Source organism: Sphingomonas floccifaciens (assembly GCF_042681125.1).
In the GTDB taxonomy this organism is placed as follows: Bacteria; Pseudomonadota; Alphaproteobacteria; order Sphingomonadales; family Sphingomonadaceae; genus Sphingomonas; species Sphingomonas floccifaciens.
On record NZ_JBHUFC010000038.1, the window covers coordinates 19,484 to 35,836 of the forward strand.

17 protein-coding genes are annotated in these 16,353 nt (G+C 64.0%); 5 read left to right on the forward strand and 12 right to left on the reverse strand.

Annotated features, from left to right (window positions below; genetic code table 11):
- Nucleotides 1-12: 12 nt before the first annotated feature.
- A complete protein-coding gene (locus ACFSC3_RS20790; RefSeq protein WP_062623214.1) occupies nt 13-633 on the reverse strand; it encodes a TetR/AcrR family transcriptional regulator in 621 nt (206 codons plus the stop codon).
- Nucleotides 634-978: 345 nt separating this feature from the next.
- Here ACFSC3_RS20790 and ACFSC3_RS20795 point away from each other — a divergent pair, with 345 nt between their 5' ends.
- On the forward strand, nt 979-2,094 hold the full coding sequence (locus tag ACFSC3_RS20795; RefSeq protein ID WP_380942292.1) for a Tn3 family transposase: 1,116 nt from the start codon (nt 979-981) through the stop codon (nt 2,092-2,094).
- Nucleotides 2,095-2,187: 93 nt separating this feature from the next.
- On the opposite strand, the gene ACFSC3_RS20800 is transcribed toward ACFSC3_RS20795, so the two are convergent.
- The 6 genes from ACFSC3_RS20800 to ACFSC3_RS20825 form a co-directional block, all read right to left on the reverse strand.
- Complete coding sequence (locus ACFSC3_RS20800) at nt 2,188-3,246, reverse strand: hypothetical protein (RefSeq protein WP_093068241.1); 1,059 nt, start codon at nt 3,244-3,246, stop codon at nt 2,188-2,190.
- The gene (locus ACFSC3_RS20805; protein ID WP_093068244.1) at nt 3,243-4,247 is read right to left on the reverse strand and encodes a DNA-methyltransferase; all 1,005 of its coding nucleotides are present in this window, start codon (nt 4,245-4,247) and stop codon (nt 3,243-3,245) included. The genes ACFSC3_RS20800 and ACFSC3_RS20805 overlap by 4 nt, the downstream gene beginning before the upstream one ends.
- A 93-nt stretch (nt 4,248-4,340) precedes the next feature.
- Nucleotides 4,341-4,925 carry a recombinase family protein gene (locus ACFSC3_RS20810; RefSeq protein ID WP_093068247.1) on the reverse strand — a complete coding sequence of 195 codons (585 nt, stop codon included), beginning with the start codon at nt 4,923-4,925 and terminating at the stop codon, nt 4,341-4,343.
- 183 nt (nt 4,926-5,108) lie between these two features.
- The gene (locus ACFSC3_RS20815) at nt 5,109-5,669 is read right to left on the reverse strand and encodes a toll/interleukin-1 receptor domain-containing protein (protein WP_076711807.1); all 561 of its coding nucleotides are present in this window, start codon (nt 5,667-5,669) and stop codon (nt 5,109-5,111) included.
- A gap of 14 nt (nt 5,670-5,683) precedes the next feature.
- Complete coding sequence (locus tag ACFSC3_RS20820) at nt 5,684-6,166, reverse strand: TIR domain-containing protein (RefSeq protein WP_042491036.1); 483 nt, start codon at nt 6,164-6,166, stop codon at nt 5,684-5,686.
- Nucleotides 6,167-6,200: 34 nt separating this feature from the next.
- The gene (locus ACFSC3_RS20825; protein ID WP_246248801.1) at nt 6,201-7,643 is read right to left on the reverse strand and encodes an SIR2 family protein; all 1,443 of its coding nucleotides are present in this window, start codon (nt 7,641-7,643) and stop codon (nt 6,201-6,203) included.
- Between the two features lie 250 nt (nt 7,644-7,893).
- Here ACFSC3_RS20825 and ACFSC3_RS20830 point away from each other — a divergent pair, with 250 nt between their 5' ends.
- Entirely contained in the window at nt 7,894-8,067 is a 174-nt protein-coding gene (locus ACFSC3_RS20830; RefSeq protein ID WP_164523884.1) for a hypothetical protein, read from the forward strand.
- Nucleotides 8,068-8,117: 50 nt separating this feature from the next.
- On the opposite strand, the gene mobF is transcribed toward ACFSC3_RS20830, so the two are convergent.
- Together mobF and ACFSC3_RS20840 are read right to left on the reverse strand one after the other, a co-directional pair.
- Complete coding sequence (mobF, locus tag ACFSC3_RS20835) at nt 8,118-11,480, reverse strand: MobF family relaxase (protein ID WP_221734556.1); 3,363 nt, start codon at nt 11,478-11,480, stop codon at nt 8,118-8,120.
- Nucleotides 11,477-12,325 (reverse strand): hypothetical protein, encoded by an 849-nt coding sequence (locus ACFSC3_RS20840; RefSeq protein ID WP_174195153.1) that lies wholly within the window; start codon nt 12,323-12,325, stop codon nt 11,477-11,479. Before ACFSC3_RS20840 ends, mobF begins: the two co-directional genes overlap by 4 nt.
- Nucleotides 12,326-12,390: 65 nt before the next feature.
- On the opposite strand from ACFSC3_RS20840, the gene ACFSC3_RS20845 reads away from it, so the two are divergent.
- Both ACFSC3_RS20845 and ACFSC3_RS20850 read left to right on the forward strand, forming a co-directional pair.
- A complete protein-coding gene (locus ACFSC3_RS20845) occupies nt 12,391-12,816 on the forward strand; it encodes a helix-turn-helix domain-containing protein (protein WP_093068190.1) in 426 nt (141 codons plus the stop codon).
- Nucleotides 12,817-12,818: 2 nt separating this feature from the next.
- A complete protein-coding gene (locus ACFSC3_RS20850) occupies nt 12,819-13,085 on the forward strand; it encodes a hypothetical protein (RefSeq protein ID WP_093068193.1) in 267 nt (88 codons plus the stop codon).
- 441 nt (nt 13,086-13,526) lie between these two features.
- On the opposite strand, the gene ACFSC3_RS20855 is transcribed toward ACFSC3_RS20850, so the two are convergent.
- Together ACFSC3_RS20855 and ACFSC3_RS20860 are read right to left on the reverse strand one after the other, a co-directional pair.
- A complete protein-coding gene (locus tag ACFSC3_RS20855; RefSeq protein WP_143058627.1) occupies nt 13,527-14,120 on the reverse strand; it encodes a hypothetical protein in 594 nt (197 codons plus the stop codon).
- Nucleotides 14,113-14,394, reverse strand: a complete 282-nt coding sequence (locus ACFSC3_RS20860) for a hypothetical protein (RefSeq protein WP_093068199.1) — start codon at nt 14,392-14,394, stop codon at nt 14,113-14,115. The genes ACFSC3_RS20855 and ACFSC3_RS20860 overlap by 8 nt, the downstream gene beginning before the upstream one ends.
- A gap of 75 nt (nt 14,395-14,469) precedes the next feature.
- Here ACFSC3_RS20860 and ACFSC3_RS20865 point away from each other — a divergent pair, with 75 nt between their 5' ends.
- On the forward strand, nt 14,470-14,718 hold the full coding sequence (locus ACFSC3_RS20865; RefSeq protein WP_218142216.1) for a helix-turn-helix domain-containing protein: 249 nt from the start codon (nt 14,470-14,472) through the stop codon (nt 14,716-14,718).
- A 650-nt stretch (nt 14,719-15,368) separates the two neighbouring features.
- On the opposite strand, the gene ACFSC3_RS20870 is transcribed toward ACFSC3_RS20865, so the two are convergent.
- Nucleotides 15,369-16,322 (reverse strand): replication initiator protein A, encoded by a 954-nt coding sequence (locus ACFSC3_RS20870; RefSeq protein WP_093068201.1) that lies wholly within the window; start codon nt 16,320-16,322, stop codon nt 15,369-15,371.
- Nucleotides 16,323-16,353: the final 31 nt, after the last annotated feature.

The following is a 16,353-nucleotide window of genomic DNA, read 5'->3' on the forward strand; positions in this document are numbered from 1 at the left end:
CAGTCAGTAAAGTTACATCCTTAGTGCCGGCGCGATCAAGGAGGCGTAATGGGCCGCGAACGCGGTGACCTGCTGCTCGTCGCGACCAAGCAGTTCCGGGTGAACGAATCCCAGCTCGAAGCCGAACGAGACGATTGCGTCGGCGGTCCGGTCCGGATCGGACGTGGCCGGCCACTCGCGGCGCAGCCGGTCCGCGACCGACGCAACGAGGGTGCGCCGCGGCGTCATGTCGGCGAAGCGGCGGGCGAACCCCGCATCCAGCAGCACCCGATCGAACAGGATGCGTAGGCGAGGCGCGAGCCGGCGCATGGCGCCGGTGATGAAGTCGAGGAGTTCGCGCACTTCCGCCTCGGCGCTGGACGCACGGGGCCGATCGAAGAAGCCGGTGTCGCGCATGGCAGCCTGCTCGTCCGCCCCGGCGCGCATCACCGCCATCAGCAGCCCTTCCTTGCCGCCGAAATAGTTCTGGATCAGCCCTTCCGAACAGCCCGCCCGCGCCGCGATGGCGCGGGTGGTCGTGGCCTTGAAGCCGTGGATGCTGAACTCCGCCTGCGCGGCATCCAGCAGGGCCGCCTCGCTCCTGGCGCGATCACGGCGACGGGGTTCCTTTGAAGGTGGTTGCTCCTCGTCCATACGCTAGGCTTACACGATCCCGCTTCCCCCGTCGAAAGCTCACAACCTTCTTACCTACCCACGGAACTCCGGCCGTACGTGGCTGCCTTCCCGCAAAGGAAGGTTCAGGGAGACGGCTGACGGTCGCAAGGCGCACCGGACGGTAGGGAAATAGCCGTTTTCCCAAAATATGTTCCCGATTGCTCCTTCCCGAAATGGCCGGTTGGAGACGGAGAAATGGGACGATCCCGCCCGTGCAATGAACCCGCCTTTAGCATCCGCCCGGAGCGGATAATGTGAGCAGCCATGTCCGATTGCGAGCAGCCCCGGATGATGGCGAGCACGCTGGCAGATAATTCGAGCAGGATGCCACCCGCCAGTGGCAGAGAGCGTGAGCAGAAAACCGGCTGTTTGCGAGCAGACGCCGCTACGATTGCAAGCGCCTACAACTATCAGGCCGCGTTGGGGATGATCGTTGCCGCGCACCATGATCTTCCTTTCACGCGCCATTGGGGAGCCGGCACTAGTTCATCCTCCGATGGGCAGTTCTTCCGCTCGGGCCGCAACCGATCGGCGGCGGCCGACATCAATGCGAAATATGGCAGCGAGCCGGGCCTGAAGATCTACTCCCACCTGTCCGATCATTTTGCCTCGTTCGGATCGCGGATCATGTCGGCCACCGCCGGCGAGGCCCCCTACGTGCTGGATGGCCTGATGCTCGGCGCCGGCGCGCTACCGCTGCATGAGCATTACACTGATACCGGCGGCGCGACGGACCATGTCTTTGCCCTTTGCCATCTTCTCGGCTTCCGGTTCGTGCCCCGTCTGCGCGACATCGCCGACCGGAAACTCGGCTCGATCGCCGCGCCTTCGACCTACAAAGGCATCGAAAGCCTCATGGGCCGCACGATCAAGACGGCGGCGATCGAAGCCGATTGGGATGACATCGTCAGGATCGTCGCCTCCATTAAGGAAGGAGCCGTTGCGCCCTCCGCGATCCTGCGCAAGCTGGCCGCCTACAAGCGCCAGAACAGGCTGGATTTTGCGCTGGCCGAACTCGGCCGCATCGAGCGGACGCTATTTGCGCTCGACTGGCTTGAACAGCCCGACTTGCGTCGCGCCTGCCAGGCCGGCCTCAATAAAGGCGAAGCACGTCATACCCTTGCCGCCGCGATCTACACCAACCGACAGGGGCGGTTCACCGATCGCTCGATCGAGAATCAGGAATATCGGGCATCGGGCCTCAATCTGCTGATCGCGGCGATTTCTTACTGGAACACCGTCTATATGGACAGGGCCGCCCAGCATCTCCAATCATCCGGCGGCACCTTCGATGATGCGCTGCTTGCCCATCTCTCGCCGATGGGCTGGGTGCATATCAGTTTGACCGGCGACTATCTGTGGCAAAGGGCAAACCGGCTCTCCCCTGGCGAGTTCCGCACCCTCAACGATCCCATGGCCCGCCTCAAACTCGTGGCATAGCCAGTGTTCTCATTATGTCCGCCAAATCGTTGTCTGGCGCACAAACCTTGAGGTGACGCCTGCTTCCGTCATCCCCCACACCCCCTCAACGTCTCAGCTACTCTCGTTCTGCTCCCCTTCGGTAGCCACCTCGACCGCTGCCGCACGTGCCTCCTGCCAATCGGCACCGGCTTGAGTCAGAAACGCCGACAATCGATCACTGAGGCTGGAGTTCTTTTCAACGTGCGAAGCGTAATAGACAAACGACGTCACCGCCGTACGCTGCTTGATGGGGTCCCACAGTTCTACAATCTGCAACATCGTCGCACGATCAAGAGGGATTAGACCCATATCGGAGACAGCTTGGCGAGCGTCATCATCAAAGCCGAGCGCTGCGACCACCCCAAGCGCGCCGCGAATGCCCGTCGCGTTCGCGAAACCTTCGAGCTGCTGCACGCCCGCGGACGTGATGTGGTACTGCTTTACTTCGGCTGAGATCGCGAGCCGGCCGCCTTCCCAGCCGTCGACGTCGCCGATGCGTTGAAGGCGACGCGATCCGGTGCGAACCTTATCGATCTCGATCTGGAGGTGCGGGTTATCGGCCCGTAGGAACCCAAAGGTGATACCCTGGAAGGATGCACCGGTCGGTTCACGCCGGCTCACGGCCGTCAGGTCGAAACGTTCCAACAATAGCCGGAACAGAGGAGGCTCGACCTCGACGGAGTTGGGGTCGAACGCCTGGCTTTTGAGATTGTCGAGAACGAACTGGTTCACTCGGGCGCGGAGCTTCACCAACTCCTCGGCCGTCGCTGTCAGCACCGTCTCTAGCCACGGAATGAAATCAGCCCAGCGCCCGGTCGCAAATGGAGCGGCACTCGGATAATCGAACCGCTTCTCCTCAGCGCGGTAGTAGGTTTCGATCGCGTCGTAGAAGCCGCGGAGAGACAAGGTGCCGCCTCCTGGCTTCTCCACGATCAGCGTGTTGGCGCTATCGCCCCGGCTCGTCGTCGTCACTTGGGGAAACTTGGCCGTCAGCTCGGCAAAGGTAGTCACACCGCTGCCAGGAACGTCGAGCGCCTGAACGAAGTCGATGAAGGATACAAGGAGTCCGGCTGTGTATTTCCGCCGGCGAAACCCTGCCTCAAACTCGTGGAATAGCTCGTCCGGCGTCATTGTACGATCGCGAGCCTCGACAGGGCAGGGAAGGCGCGTGTCGCGATGCCGAAATACTCGACGTCCCGGTCGGTGCCGATAGCACGATAGCCGATCGCCTCGGCAGCCGCCAAGGTAGAGCCGCTGCCGGCGAACGGATCGTAGATGATGCCTACGCCCAGCGGCAGCGCGGCGCGGACAAGCTGGCGCATGAACCGCTGCGGCTTGAGAGAAGGATGGGGCGCGATCTCACGCTCTCGCCCGCGGGTAGGGGAGCATGGAATAACGTCGCGGAACGGTTCGTCGGCGCTGATCCGACGAAGCCCGCCGGTGCCCCATGCCTTAAGGTTGGCCGCGGCGGTGCCGATCATCGGCTTGCGGAAAATGCCCCACGGTTCCCAGCCCGACCGCGCCATCATGGAGACGTCGCTGAACTCCTTCTCGGCACCCTTGGGTCGATCGCCACCCCGCAGCGTCGTCACCAGCCGGATCACCTCGCCGCGCTTTTCCAGCCCCGCGCTTTGGAAGGCGTGGAACGTCATGGTGGAGAGCAGCGGGTTGGCCGCGACGAAGGCGTGTCCCCCCGGAACAAGCGCCCGATGGATGCCGTAGGCGATTGCCGAGAAGAAGCTGTGGAGCTTGGTCAACTCCTCCTCTGAAAGCACGGTAAAACGGGGGAGGGGTGAACGTTTTGCGCCATCGAACGACGGGGGGATGCGCCATACGCCGCCACGGCCGCTGCGAAGCTTCTGATGGTCCTTCTGCTCGTACTCAATCACGCCGTAGGGCGGATCGGTCACGACGGCATGGATGGAGTTGGGCGGCAGCTCGGCGAGGAACTGCACCGCATCCGCCAGCACATAAGTCGCGTTGGACGACAGATGCTCGCGGCGATCGGCGCCGACTTCGCGCACTAGGTCCCATTGATCGTCGATGCGCTCGGTCAGGGCCTGTCGCCACGTCGGCACGCGCTGGCGAGATGGAGCGCGGGCCGCGGGCGGCTGAATGATTCGAGTGGCCATGTTTTGTTCTACCTTAAAGGACCTGACATGCACGCGATTTGATAAGCGCGAATGGAATAGGTGATCGGAGAGCATCGGCGACGGCAGGCATGCTCACGGCCCGCGCCGCGCCGGACCTGCGGCACGTTCATCAAGCCTTGCTAGCGTCGCGCGAAGCGTCTTCGGCGTGACACCGTAGGCCCGCGCCACAACAGGGATCGGCTCGTCGGCTGCCAGCCTGGCGCGTGCCTCGCTAACCTGCTGACCATTCATCTTCTGGGGGCGGCCAAGGTGTCGGCCCGACGATCGCGCCGCGGCGATCCCCTGGCGCTGCCGCTCGCGCAGTCGGCGTCGCTCGTGTGCGGCCAGGCTGGCGAGAATGTCGGCGATCAGCCGACCGTCGTTCGTCGCGATGTCGAGGGAGGGAAGGGCGAGAACCCGAAGCTGCACGCCACGCTTGATAAGCTCGTCCATCAACAGCACCGCCTCGCCCGTGCTGCGCCCAAGCCTGTCCAGCTCGGACACGATCAGCTCGTCACCGTCGTGCAGCCGCTCTAGCAGACCATCAAGGCGCCGCCGCGCCTTCACACCGCTCTCCACTTCTTCGACCACCTGGTCGCACCCGACGAGCGCGAGAGCGGAGCGCTGGCGGGCAAGGCTCTGTTCGTCGGTCGAAACGCGGGCGTAGCCGTAGCGCATTTCTACCCTGACCTTTCTTCTCTCCTAAGCGCCTGATTATGCTTGTGGCTGAACGGGCGAGAGAAAGGTAGACCTTTCTACCTCCGATAATGGCAACCCGTGTGCGCCATGGCGAAAATAGCTGACTCTACCCGCCTCCTGATGCCGCGTTCGCGGTCGCCGAAAAGCTCAAGGAATGATCGATCAGGCGGCAACGCTCCACGCTCTGAAGCTACTATCCGCGCCCTTGACCCTGATATCATCGCGCCTGCGTGTAGCCACGCCGATCGAAGCCATGTCGACCGTATCATAGAGATTGAGATATTCCTGGCTCGTATAGGATCGATCCGCAGCGGTGACGGGGAAAATGAAAACGCGCCGGGACGGATGGGTGAAGGCATCGAAATAGCCCAATTCCCACGGACACCACTTGGACTTGGTGGCATTCGCCGAATGCAAATAGAGCAGCGTCCGGCACTGTCGCATCCGCCCTCTGATCTTCTCGGCGGTCGCCCGCGTTACGGCGGTACGGTCTAGCAGCGGATCGTCGATCCAATCGACATAGACGGACAACCCCTTTTCCTCGAGCAGTTGCTTCGCTCCAAGGACAAGTTCCTGATCCATGAAAGAATGAGACAGGAATACATCGAATGAAGATTGGTATGTGTCACGCGATTCGCGCAACAAAATGCCCGCAGATTTGAACGTAGCTGCTTTCGCACGAGCAGCGGCAGCCCGGACCTCAGATTCGGTAACGTAGGACATGATCGATCTCGCCTTTAACGACCGGCGCGCTGGGCGGCGGCTTCAACCCACGACGAAAAGTTCTTTCTTCCGTCACCCTGCAACCAGGAATAAGTAGGGTAAGTCACTCTGGTCCCGAACCGATCGGTAAGCGCAAGCTTTGCGATCGGATCGGCCCCGGCCGGATCAACGGTGCCGTTACTATCCTTCATGCCAGCTAAGTGCACACCAAGGATGCCGCGTCCCTCGCGGTGGGCCTTGCGGATCTCATACTCCACCCACGGCCTCGTATGCGTATCGCGACCGATCAGTACCGCTACCACGCTACTGCCGTTCATCTGCGTATCGATCCAGTTCTGAATCGCCTGCGGGCCCTTGCGCATGATTTCTTCCCACGACGCATGGTCGACAATAGTGTTGGAATCACGGCTTCCCGGCAACATCCAGGCATTGCGGACCTGCGACACGCGCCATGCATCTCGCGCGAAGTGAAAGCTGAAGAATACCCGCCTCGCCAATGCCGTTCTCCCAGATGTTCATCACAAACGATTTTCAGCGTGCGATCCGCTTAATGATTTTCAAAGCCGCATCAGCGAGTTGATCTGGCGTTGCCGAGGCGTCTGACAATATGCGCAACTCATCGTCCGTGGGGCGCCGGGCATTACTGCCAGTCGACGGAAGGGCTGACGTCAGCAACTCATTGGCGATAACCGAGGCAGCGCCTCCGGTGGCTCCAACGGGCAATAGAAATGCACCTCTACCATCGGCGAGGGCGCGCTCTTCGAACACACCGGTGGCAGACACCAGTCCGCCGGACTCGATCTTCGCACCGCCAACGAAAACCACGATACCCGCCAAGCGCGCCAACTCACCACGCAACTCTGCCCAATGCTGACGATCCGGCTCAGCGTCACCGACCGGTTGCGGAAAGGGACGAACAACCAACCGCCGATCAAAGTCCCACTCACCGCGCCCCTGCATGGTTTCGAGGAACCCTGACAGCGAAGCTGATCCGACCAACAGCCCGGCCCCGGATAGCATGAAAAGATCTGTCGATCCGATCCTACGCCCGATCGCGCGCGCTACATCGTGAACGAACCCCGCGCTAGAATCACCGGCATCGAGCGGCCAGCTACCCGACACCCATATCCGACGACGTGCCACACGCCGTTCGAGTTCATCCATCAATTCATCAATTTCAGCGAACGCATCGATCTCGACGACGACAAGACCATAGCGTCGCAAGTCGCGCACCCAATAGTCATGCCGCTTCAACCGGGCGGCGTGGGCATCATCAGACCCAAAATCCGCCCGCTGTGGCCGCCGTGCGATCATGAAGTGTCGGGGCGGGGTCGTTGGAAAATGCTCACGCAGCAAGGCAAGCACGTGGCGGACGTTCGGGTCCGTCAGGCTCATGCCCACGAACAGGAAGGTCATTCCTGTCAAATGAGCGTGCAGCAGACCCAAAAATGCACCGCGCCGCTGCCGGTACAGTTCGTAATCCTCGGTGGAAATTACCAGATCATCAACTGCATCGATGGTCCCGTGCATCTTGTAAATGCGGACCGCTCCCGCGCGGCGCTTGCGCAGTGCCAACTGCTCCTGGTTGGCCCGAACATCAACCGGGCGCCCAAGCTCGCCGAACGCACGCTCGATCAGCCGGTCGTAATTCGTCGTCCACACCTCGCGGATCGGCAGCCTTGCCAGCGACAGCAACGCCGAGGGGATGGCATGATCCGGCTCGATCTGCTCCCGTATGGCATTTAGCACGGTCGTGCGGTTCGAATGATCCGCACCAATCGCCCATTGGGCAACTGCCGTAAGATCGTCGACGTCCTCAATTTCGAGGCCGAGATCACCCGCAATTTCCTGCAGCAAGCCCTTCCACGAGGGATACCCCGCGGCCATGGAAGTGCCGGCACCGACAAGAACCGAAGCACCATCCTCAGCAAGTGCTGAGGTGTACTCTCTCAAAAATACATCGCGATCGCTCAAAGGGCACCGGCGAAGATTATCAGCATCATTCGTTCACATTACGTTCTTCTGAGGAACGTTTCAAGTCGTACGGTCTGCCATCAGCCATGACCAGCCGCGGCGCGCAATGCGTATCGATCCAATCGGTGATCTCGCCGGCCTCACCGCTGCTATGTCATTCGAGATAGCTGCCTTCATCAGCACCGCCTGATTGGGTGTTTGACGTATCGCAGCCCTAGTTACGATTCCCGCGGAGTGATATGATACGGCCATGCGCACGGTCCCCTTTCCCCGCACACCCGCCCAGGTCCGTGAATGCCTTGCACTGGCAGCTGAAGGCGCGATTGCGGTCGAACGCGACGGATCGCCCATGATCGCCATCGTGCCGGTCGAAGAGTATGCGCGCCTTGTCGCACTCGACAGGGCGGAAGCTGCGGAAGACTGAGTGAAACCCGGCAAACGGGACACGCGCGATACACAACTTGCCACCTCGGCTTACATCTCCATACCGTAGTCCCGTTCGCGGCCACCGCCACCCATGCCGGGGCCGTCGAGGCGCAGCTGCCGCTCGGGAATGCGGGCGTCGAGCGCCTTCTCCAGTGCGGGCTGCCGCGCCATACGGTCCTCGAGCCGCTCGAGGCGACGCTCCGCCCGGTCTTCGATCCGCGGCGTTTCAGCCTCACCCCGGTCGCCTGACGCCGAGCGCCAGTCGGCCACGAACCGGTCGGCATAGGCGCGAGGATCGGCGCGCGCCTGCCCCTCCTCCGCCCAGACCTGCCGCAACTCTCCCGGAGCAATCTGCTCCAGACCGCGTACCGGGTCGGCGCTGCGGTCCAGCACGATCCGCAGATCCTCGGCGGCATAGGGCCGGACTTGGTCGAGCGCGGCCGAGGCTGCGTCCAGCTCGCGCACCTTGGACGGCGACAGCTCCTGCCCGTCCTCGTGCATCCGCTCGGCCGCCAGGAACAACTGGGCGTAACGCTCCAGCGCCCGGTCGAGCGGGGAGCCCGCATCCGGCAGCCGGATAGCGTCGGTTGCCTGGCCACGCTCGACCACATCAAGCGCCGAGGTCTTGTCGCCGGTGTTACGGGTAACGTGCCGTTCGACCTTCTGCCCGTCGTCGACCACCAGCGCCACCTTGTCCGCCACGCGGGTGAGCGCGACCAGGAACGACCGTTCGGTCAGCAGCTTCCGCTCCGACGAGCGCATCGCCACGATGCCGTGCTCGGTGGTGACCCCCTGTGCGACATGGACGTTGATCGCGTAGGCAAGGTCCAGCCGTTCGGCCATGCGATCGCCGGACGCGATCTCATGCACGGTCCCGTCGATCAGTGAGGACACGACCAGCTTTCCGCGGCCTACCTCCTCGACCCGCGCCATCGCACCGTTATCGAGCCCGCGGGTCCGGTCGTTGTCGCTCCAGCGGATGCGGTCGCCGACGTGCAGCTCGACCTGCTTCAATGCGAAGATCGACACGGCATCGCGGTCGAGGTTTCTGGCCAACCGGTCGGGCTGAAACAGCTTCTCGGTCCCGTCCGCCATGCCGAGCCGCACCCGGTCGCCGTCGATGCGGGTCACGACACCACGGTCGCCGCGGACAAGGCCCTGACTCGGCAGGTCGGTGCGGACCTCGACCACATGGCCGGGCCGATAGGCGCGCATCAGCCGCGCGCCTTCCCTGGTGGCGTTGACCCGGTCGAGCACAGTGAACGACGTGCCTGTGGCAGCGATCTCGCCGCTCGCCTTCAGCTCGGCCTGCACCGCCTGGTTGGCCTCGCTGCGCATCGCGCGGCCGGCGGTCAGCAGAAGGGTGGCGTCCCGCTGGTTTTGCGGCAGCGCTGCCCAGTGCGCTGCGGCCGTCATCGCCACCGCGTTCCCCGGCACCTCGGTCGTGGCGGCCCTGAGTATCTCGAACGTGCCCGACACGTCGCCGCGGTCGAGCGCGGCGGTGACCGCCTTCATCTGATCGGACCGAGAACGCAGATTCTCGGTGATATGGGCCGTGGCGACGCCGGCCTTCTGGCTCGCCTCGAACGGCTTGCCGGGCGCGATCGCGGTCAGCTGGCGGGTGTCGCCGGTTTGCACGACGCGCGCGACGCCGGTGATGTTGGCAAGCCGCACGATCCGCTCCATGTCGCGCGTACCGAGCTGTCCGGCCTCCTCGACCATGACGATCGCACCCGACAGCTCCGCCTTCACGCGCGCGACCTGTTCCGGTCGGGCGGTGCCGTCGATCACGCGGGCATGGCGCGCCAGGAAGCTGGCGACCGTGCTCACGTCCGCGCCGGTGTCGCGCCCGAACTCGCTCGCCTTCACGCTGGCGATGGCGAGCCCGATTACCGCCCGTCCTTCTCCCCTCGCTACTGCCGTCACCGGCGCCATCGCGGTCGACTTGCCGCGTCCCGACCCGCCCTGCACGTTCACCACCCGGTCGGACGAGGACAGCATCAGCACGGCCGCAGCTTCCTGACCCGGGTTGAGGCGATGAAGCCCCAACTCGCGCGCCGCCTCCTGCACCCGGATTGCGGCATCGACCGGCGGAACGATCGGGGCAGACTGCCCCTTCCCCGCATCGACAGTGGCAAGGTACGCCTGCTCCAGCCGTACCGCACCTTGCGTCGTCACCATGCGATCGCCGTCGCCGAGCAACAGGCCTTTCGCCTGCAGCAGCGCCAGCCGGGCCTCGATATCGGCAACCGTCACCGGTCCGCCGCGCGACAGGCCTTCGCGGATGAGCTCGAGCCGGTCGAACGCCGCCTCCTGCTCGCCCAAGTCGCGCACCGCCGATGCGACCGCCTGCGCCGCGGCATAGGCGCGCGGCTCCAGTCGTCCCAGTCGCTCAGGGACCAGCGGATCGCCGTCGCGCGGGGTCAGCCCCATGCGGCCGGCGATAGCAAGACCGCGCTCGCCTATCCCGCGCACACCCCGCACCGTGCGCGTCCACACATCATGCCCCCGCCCCGCCTCCGCCAGCGCACCTTTCACCAACGCTGCCGGATCCAGCCCCTTCTCCGCGGCCAGCCGCCGCCACCCTTCCGCGCGCTGCTCCGGCACGAGATCGGTTGATTTGGAGTCGCGGGTCGCCAGCGCCGCATATTCGCGCGTCTGCGGAGTGTTCTCCAATCCGCGCGCCTTGATGTACGCATCGATCTCGGCCGAGCGGCCGGAGAATGCTTCCACCACCGCACGCGACACGCCGGCGATCTCGAAAGCGCCGTTGCGGCCGTCGTGCCGGGGGATGGTGGCGAAGCCGAGCGTCTCGACCCGGCTGCGCAACGCGGACAGGAACACCGCATCCATGACATGCTGGCGCTCGTACAGCTGGTCCGCGTGCAGCGCCCGCCACTTGCCGTCGGCGGTGCGGGTCGCATTGGCGATGACGTTGTGAACGTGGAGCTGAGGCTCGCCGCTGCGGTTCACGTCGTGGAGGAAGGTCGCGGCCACGAAGCGGCCGGTCGTCTCGGGCACCTGTCCCCTACCGTTCCAGACCCGCGCTTCCGCGACGTTGCGCTCCGTCCAGGCTAGGGTCGCGGCAGCCGCTTCCCGCACCGCGACTACCAACCGCGCGTCACCGCCCACCAGCGCCAGGATCGACACCGACTTGGGCACGGACATGGTGACGTCCCAGCCCGCTCGGTGCTCACCCCGTTTGGCGTCCAGAACGGTGCCGTTGGGCAGTTCGCCGGCGAGCACCTGTTTGAACCGCTCGGCGTCAACGGGTCCGGACAGACCCAGCTCGGCCGCCCCCTCGCCTGCCCAGACACTAGCCCCTTCTGCCTGATCGGCGGTGTAATAATTGTCCCGGGCGTAATAGGCGGCTGCGTCGGAGGCCGAACCGACCGCAGCGACCGAGATCATTGTTTGCCCTGCGGGGTGCCGGGCTTTGCCCGGACGGTGATCCTGCCTGCCTTGCCCTCGAACTGCGTCCGGCAGCTGTCGGTCGCGAGCCGGTAATTCACGAGCGCGCAGACCGCCTGATCCCCGCCGCCCAACAGATAGTTGGCCGAGCGGACGGCGAACCACGACGGCGGCAGCGCCATCGCGGCGAAGAAATAGCTGCCGACGCAGAGCAACCAGACGACCGACAGCGCCGCACCCACCTTGCGACCCGACCAGTCCCTGTCCCAGACGGTGTAGCTGACCTTTGTCCGGGGCTGCTGCTCGAGGCTCCTGATAGCGGCGGTGTTCTCCCGTAACGCCTCGGTGTGGTCGCGCTGCCGTTCGTCGATGGCATCCAGACGGGGCTGCCTGTCGATCCGTTCGGCAAGCAACCGCATCTCCGCCCTGATCGGATTGAAGCTGGCGGTGATGCGCTCCGGCATGCCCTTGATGAACTCGGTCCGGGCTCGCGTCAGCGCCAGCTGATCCTCGCGCTCCAGCCTGTGCATGTCGCTCTCGTGCGCTGCCCAGCTTTGGGCGATGCGGTCGATCTCCATGACCGCCTTGTCCAGCCTGGCGCCGAAGGCGACGACGTCACCGGGCCCCAGTTGCTCGGGCCGATCGAATACGGCCCGCCCCTCCCGCCACGCATCGAGACATTCCCGAACGAACGACTTGGCCAAGGTCGCACGCTCGACACCACGCTCGGCCGCGCAACGGGTGAGATCCGCATCGTCGTCGTCCCCAAGCCGTACATTGACCTGACCGCCCATGAAGTTCCTGCCCATGTCCGGCCTAATGCTGGTCGCCGGCACCGCTCCCATGCCATGATTGCATAGTGGCACGATTGCGCCACAATGAGCAGGATTAAGCAAGCGATTATGGCGACGTGAGCGGTGCATCCACCATCGGTGAGCGGATCAAGGCGGTACGGCTCAGGACCGGGTTGGGACAGGACGCGTTCGCGAAGGCGCTGGGCTATTCGAAGCGCGCGCTGGTCAGCTGGGAACTGGGCGGGGCCGAGCCGCCCGTCGCCCTGATGGCGAAGCTCCGGCGCGACTACGATGTCGATCCCGAATGGGTGATCCTGGGCGAGGACACCGTGCCCCGGAGCTACTACGGGCCGGTCGACTGGGACCGTCTCGACCGCCTGCGCGCGGACGTGGACGCCGTCTGCAGGGACGTCGGGCTGGAGCTGCCTGACGAACGCAGCCAGGCGCTCGCGCGCGTGATATACGACGGAGGCGCGGACGCGGGCGCCGCCAACCGCAAGCAGCTGCGCGGTACGCTGCTCGCCTTGTCGCTGGGGGATTGAGGATGAGCGGATCTTCGAAGGAACAACTGGCCGCCTGGATGGCAGATACCCGGCGCGTTGGGTTCAAGCGACGCAACTGGCCGGTCGTGCGCCGACTGGCGGCGCTGTGCACAGGACTGCTGCTGGCAGGTCTGGCGATCCGTCTGCTGGGCTATGCCCCTGCCCTTGCGGCTGCCTGCTGGATCGCCGCAGTTGTCACCGGCGCGGTCATGCTGATCTGGTTCTTCGACCCGCGCCGCTTCCGCGCACGGCCGTCCGGCACGTCCTGACCACACGGAAACAAGCGCGCGCAGCCGGGTTCGCATCGGCCGGTGCTGGCCCATCAGTCTTGTCCATGACGCCCCTCGGGAGATGGGCCGTGCCTCCGAACGGGTCGCTTGCTTGCGACCCTCATGTCGCTGCGCAGCCCGGTAAATCACGGCGTCCGTAGCGCCGTAGCACCCTTGTAGCACGTCAGGAGGCAGCTTTCGCGGAACCCGCAGCACGGCCGATATCCTGCTACATCACTGATAATTTGCGATTTTATGCTCTGAACATGGCCGCTATCCATAGCGTGGTGTGTGCTCCTTTCCTGCACGATCCGGATGCTGCCGTATCGATGCCGTGGTGCTCCGGCATTCATTGCGGCTTCCGGCGGGGCACCCGGGCCGGCGTGTCAGCCGGCCAGCAAGCGAACTCCGGACCGTCTTCTCGACGGTGCGGCAGCCGGTTCAGGGTGAGCCGCAGGATATATCGCCTGTCACTGGCGCTGCCGCCGCCAGTATCTTCCTGGCGGCACGACGCTCACGTGCCCGGGCGCGTTGATCTTCGCCGATCCGGGGGTCGCTGCCTTCCGGCTCCGGACCCGGGGCAGGATCCGGTTCCTCCATCACCCGGATACCCTCGGCACGTCGGGCCGCGTCCTTGCGCCGGGCGTATTCCTGCTGGACCGCGCTGGTCATGTCGGATCTCAGAAGGACATAATCGGGTTCGTACCGATGCTGGCGCATAAGCTCGGCGAGCGCGTGAACGGCCAAGTCGTCACCGACCGCGGCATGGACCGCGCGCAGCCAGCGCGGCGAGGCGTAACGGTGCCGCAGCGTCCAGATCCCTCGCCCCATCTCGGTTGCGAACAGGGCTACCCAGATGACGAGCATGCCTCGTCCCATGACGACCGGTCTGGCGCCGATCGCCCTGGCGATACCGATCGTCACGATCAGCATCGGCAGGAAGGATATGGCGCTGATCGCATAAGGGACGACGTTCAGCTGGCTCACTTCCCATCGCGCGATCAGCCGGTCGACTATCGGGACGCGTTTAGTCACGCCAGGGATCATGGCTGCTCGCCGACCAGCTGTCGTGATGCTGGAAATGGTCGTGAGCGCCGCTGTCCCAGCGATCGTGGCGCTGCCAGTCGGACTCGTAATCGTGCGAACGGGTAGAACCGTAGGGATTGCCGGCGACGTCGGGTGTTCCCGCCCCCGCGATCGTCGGCAATCCGGTTGTCGGATTGATATCCGTTCCGTCGCTGCCAATTCCCGAGTGGCCTGGGAGCGTCCAGTCGTCGAACCAGGTGGCGATGCGCTCGAACAGTCTCATGTCAGCACTCCCGATCGGAAGCCTGGATGATATACGCTTTCCGCATATCGCTCAAGCCGGTCTAGATGCTTCGGTGTGCCCGCCTCCCCTGTCCCATCCGATCTGCACGCCCGCATCGTCGCTGCGCTGACCGTGGCACGGCGGGACGCCAGGCTTCGTCAGGTCGACCTCGCGAAGCGGCTCGGATGGCAGCAGGCCTATGTATCGCGCTACGAAACCGGTGAGCGCCAGTTGAGCGTGGATGAATATGTCGCGGTCGCCGTGGCGATCGGGGTCGATCCGGTGGCCTTGCTCGGCGAACTTCTCTGTCAAGACTGCTCGTAATCACAGCTCAGGACCGCCCATCGAGGCGATGCCCAGGCGCATCTGCCGACGATAACGCCCACCCGATCAACGGCGCGACATCTGCTACGATGCCGAACGCGCGTTCGATGGCCTCTAGGATCCGCCGTGATCGCACACACCGGCGAACCCGACGATCGGTTCGGGGTATCTCCCCACCCTGCCCTTTCAACGGGCGTCACGCTGACAGGTACACACCGCCGGATCGGCTTGGCTTCTCCCGGAAGCCTGCGGCCGTCAGGCCGCTCTTGTGACGGCGATAGCCGGCACGCAACGAAGGGCCATTGCCCAAGGGGCAATTCCGCAATTCCTTTTCCTTCCTTTTGAGCCGGGTCTTGGGGTTAAGTGATTCTGTTAAATAGGAATCGTTAAGAAGGTTAAGTGTCGAAAAGCGGCCAAAAAACCGCGTCTTCGTAATACCTTGAGAATCTTCCCGGTGTGTGATCCCACGTGATTCGGTGTGTGATCCCACGATAGTGCGGTGTGTGATCCCACGACGCCCGGGTGTGTGATCCCACGATGATCGCTTGCCTCTTTGCGGGTCGATTATTGCTCGATCCACACTCTCAACGCCTGCTGCCCGCCTCCGCCTCTGATACGGATGGGCCTTGCGGTGTGTGATACCACGATAGTCAGCGTTCTCCGGCAAGCTTGTCCATCAGGTCGTCCACCTCGGCGGCGCGGCGGCGATCGGCATCGAATCGGTTCCGCCGCTCTTGCTCGGCTTCCAACTTGGCAGTCAGTGCCAGCGCCTCCGCTTCACCCCGAAGTCGAAACAGCACGGCAGGACTGCCATCGACTGTTGCGGCCATGTGCATCGCATAATCGGGGAGCTGGTCGGCCTCCACCACTTTGCGCAGCATCCGGTTGAACTCTTTTGGTTTGCTGTCGCTGCCTGTCTTGTCGCGCAGCACCTCGACGCGACACGTCCACCCGCCCTTCTGGTTGCCGGCGTGCTTGCGCGCGATACGATACAGGGCGCGTTCCAGCCCCCCGGTCAGCAGGAAATAATCCTGGTGCATGGTGAGCAGTGACCGCTCCCCCATAATACCCTCATACACCCAGTCCGACAGCGTAATGGTCATCCCGCGCGGTTGGTCGGTGTCCGGGTCCACCTCCAGCGTCCATTTGTCGAGCCAGTTGAAACCGGCCTTGGTCCGCCGCTTGGGCGCGCGGATCGAGGTCGATATGGAAGTCGTTTGAAGCCGCTGGAGTGCAGCCTGCAACTCCTGATAAGCTCGGCCGCTGGTGTCGCGCTTGATCGCCCGCAACAGGTCATAGGACGTAGTTCTAAGTGTCCGGGGAAGGTCGTTGACCCCCTGCTCCCGCATCCGATTGAGCGTGGACGCCGCCCATATCAAGATATCGGCGTCCCAGATCGTGGCCATGCCGTAGGCGGGGATCGCCTCAATCTTGACCCACGTCTCGCCGTCCGGGCTGCTATATTCGATCGGCTTCACCCGCTTGCGCTTCTGGAGCGAGAAGAACGGCCGCTCCATCGTCTCCCGCTGATCTTTCAGCGGGAGGTCGCCCATCAACGGGATGAACAGATCAAATTCGGGGTTGGGATTTTGGCGCTTGGTCATGAAACATCAATCCTGCCATCCTGCATAATTG

What these genes read in the sequence shown, in the direction of transcription:
- ACFSC3_RS20815 (WP_076711807.1), bottom strand. Translation starts at nt 5,669, where the DNA reads ATGTCCTACGTTACCGAATCTGAGGTCCGGGCTGCCGCTGCTCGTGCG.
- ACFSC3_RS20840 (WP_174195153.1), bottom strand. Translation starts at nt 12,325, where the DNA reads ATGGGAGCGGTGCCGGCGACCAGCATTAGGCCGGACATGGGCAGGAAC.
- ACFSC3_RS20870 (WP_093068201.1), bottom strand. Translation starts at nt 16,322, where the DNA reads ATGACCAAGCGCCAAAATCCCAACCCCGAATTTGATCTGTTCATCCCG.
- ACFSC3_RS20805 (WP_093068244.1), bottom strand. Translation starts at nt 4,247, where the DNA reads ATGGCCACTCGAATCATTCAGCCGCCCGCGGCCCGCGCTCCATCTCGC.
- ACFSC3_RS20800 (WP_093068241.1), bottom strand. Translation starts at nt 3,246, where the DNA reads ATGACGCCGGACGAGCTATTCCACGAGTTTGAGGCAGGGTTTCGCCGG.
- ACFSC3_RS20810 (WP_093068247.1), bottom strand. Translation starts at nt 4,925, where the DNA reads ATGCGCTACGGCTACGCCCGCGTTTCGACCGACGAACAGAGCCTTGCC.
- ACFSC3_RS20795 (WP_380942292.1), top strand. Translation starts at nt 979, where the DNA reads ATGCCACCCGCCAGTGGCAGAGAGCGTGAGCAGAAAACCGGCTGTTTG.
- ACFSC3_RS20790 (WP_062623214.1), bottom strand. Translation starts at nt 633, where the DNA reads ATGGACGAGGAGCAACCACCTTCAAAGGAACCCCGTCGCCGTGATCGC.
- mobF (WP_221734556.1), bottom strand. Translation starts at nt 11,480, where the DNA reads ATGATCTCGGTCGCTGCGGTCGGTTCGGCCTCCGACGCAGCCGCCTAT.
- ACFSC3_RS20850 (WP_093068193.1), top strand. Translation starts at nt 12,819, where the DNA reads ATGAGCGGATCTTCGAAGGAACAACTGGCCGCCTGGATGGCAGATACC.
- ACFSC3_RS20830 (WP_164523884.1), top strand. Translation starts at nt 7,894, where the DNA reads ATGCGCACGGTCCCCTTTCCCCGCACACCCGCCCAGGTCCGTGAATGC.
- ACFSC3_RS20860 (WP_093068199.1), bottom strand. Translation starts at nt 14,394, where the DNA reads ATGAGACTGTTCGAGCGCATCGCCACCTGGTTCGACGACTGGACGCTC.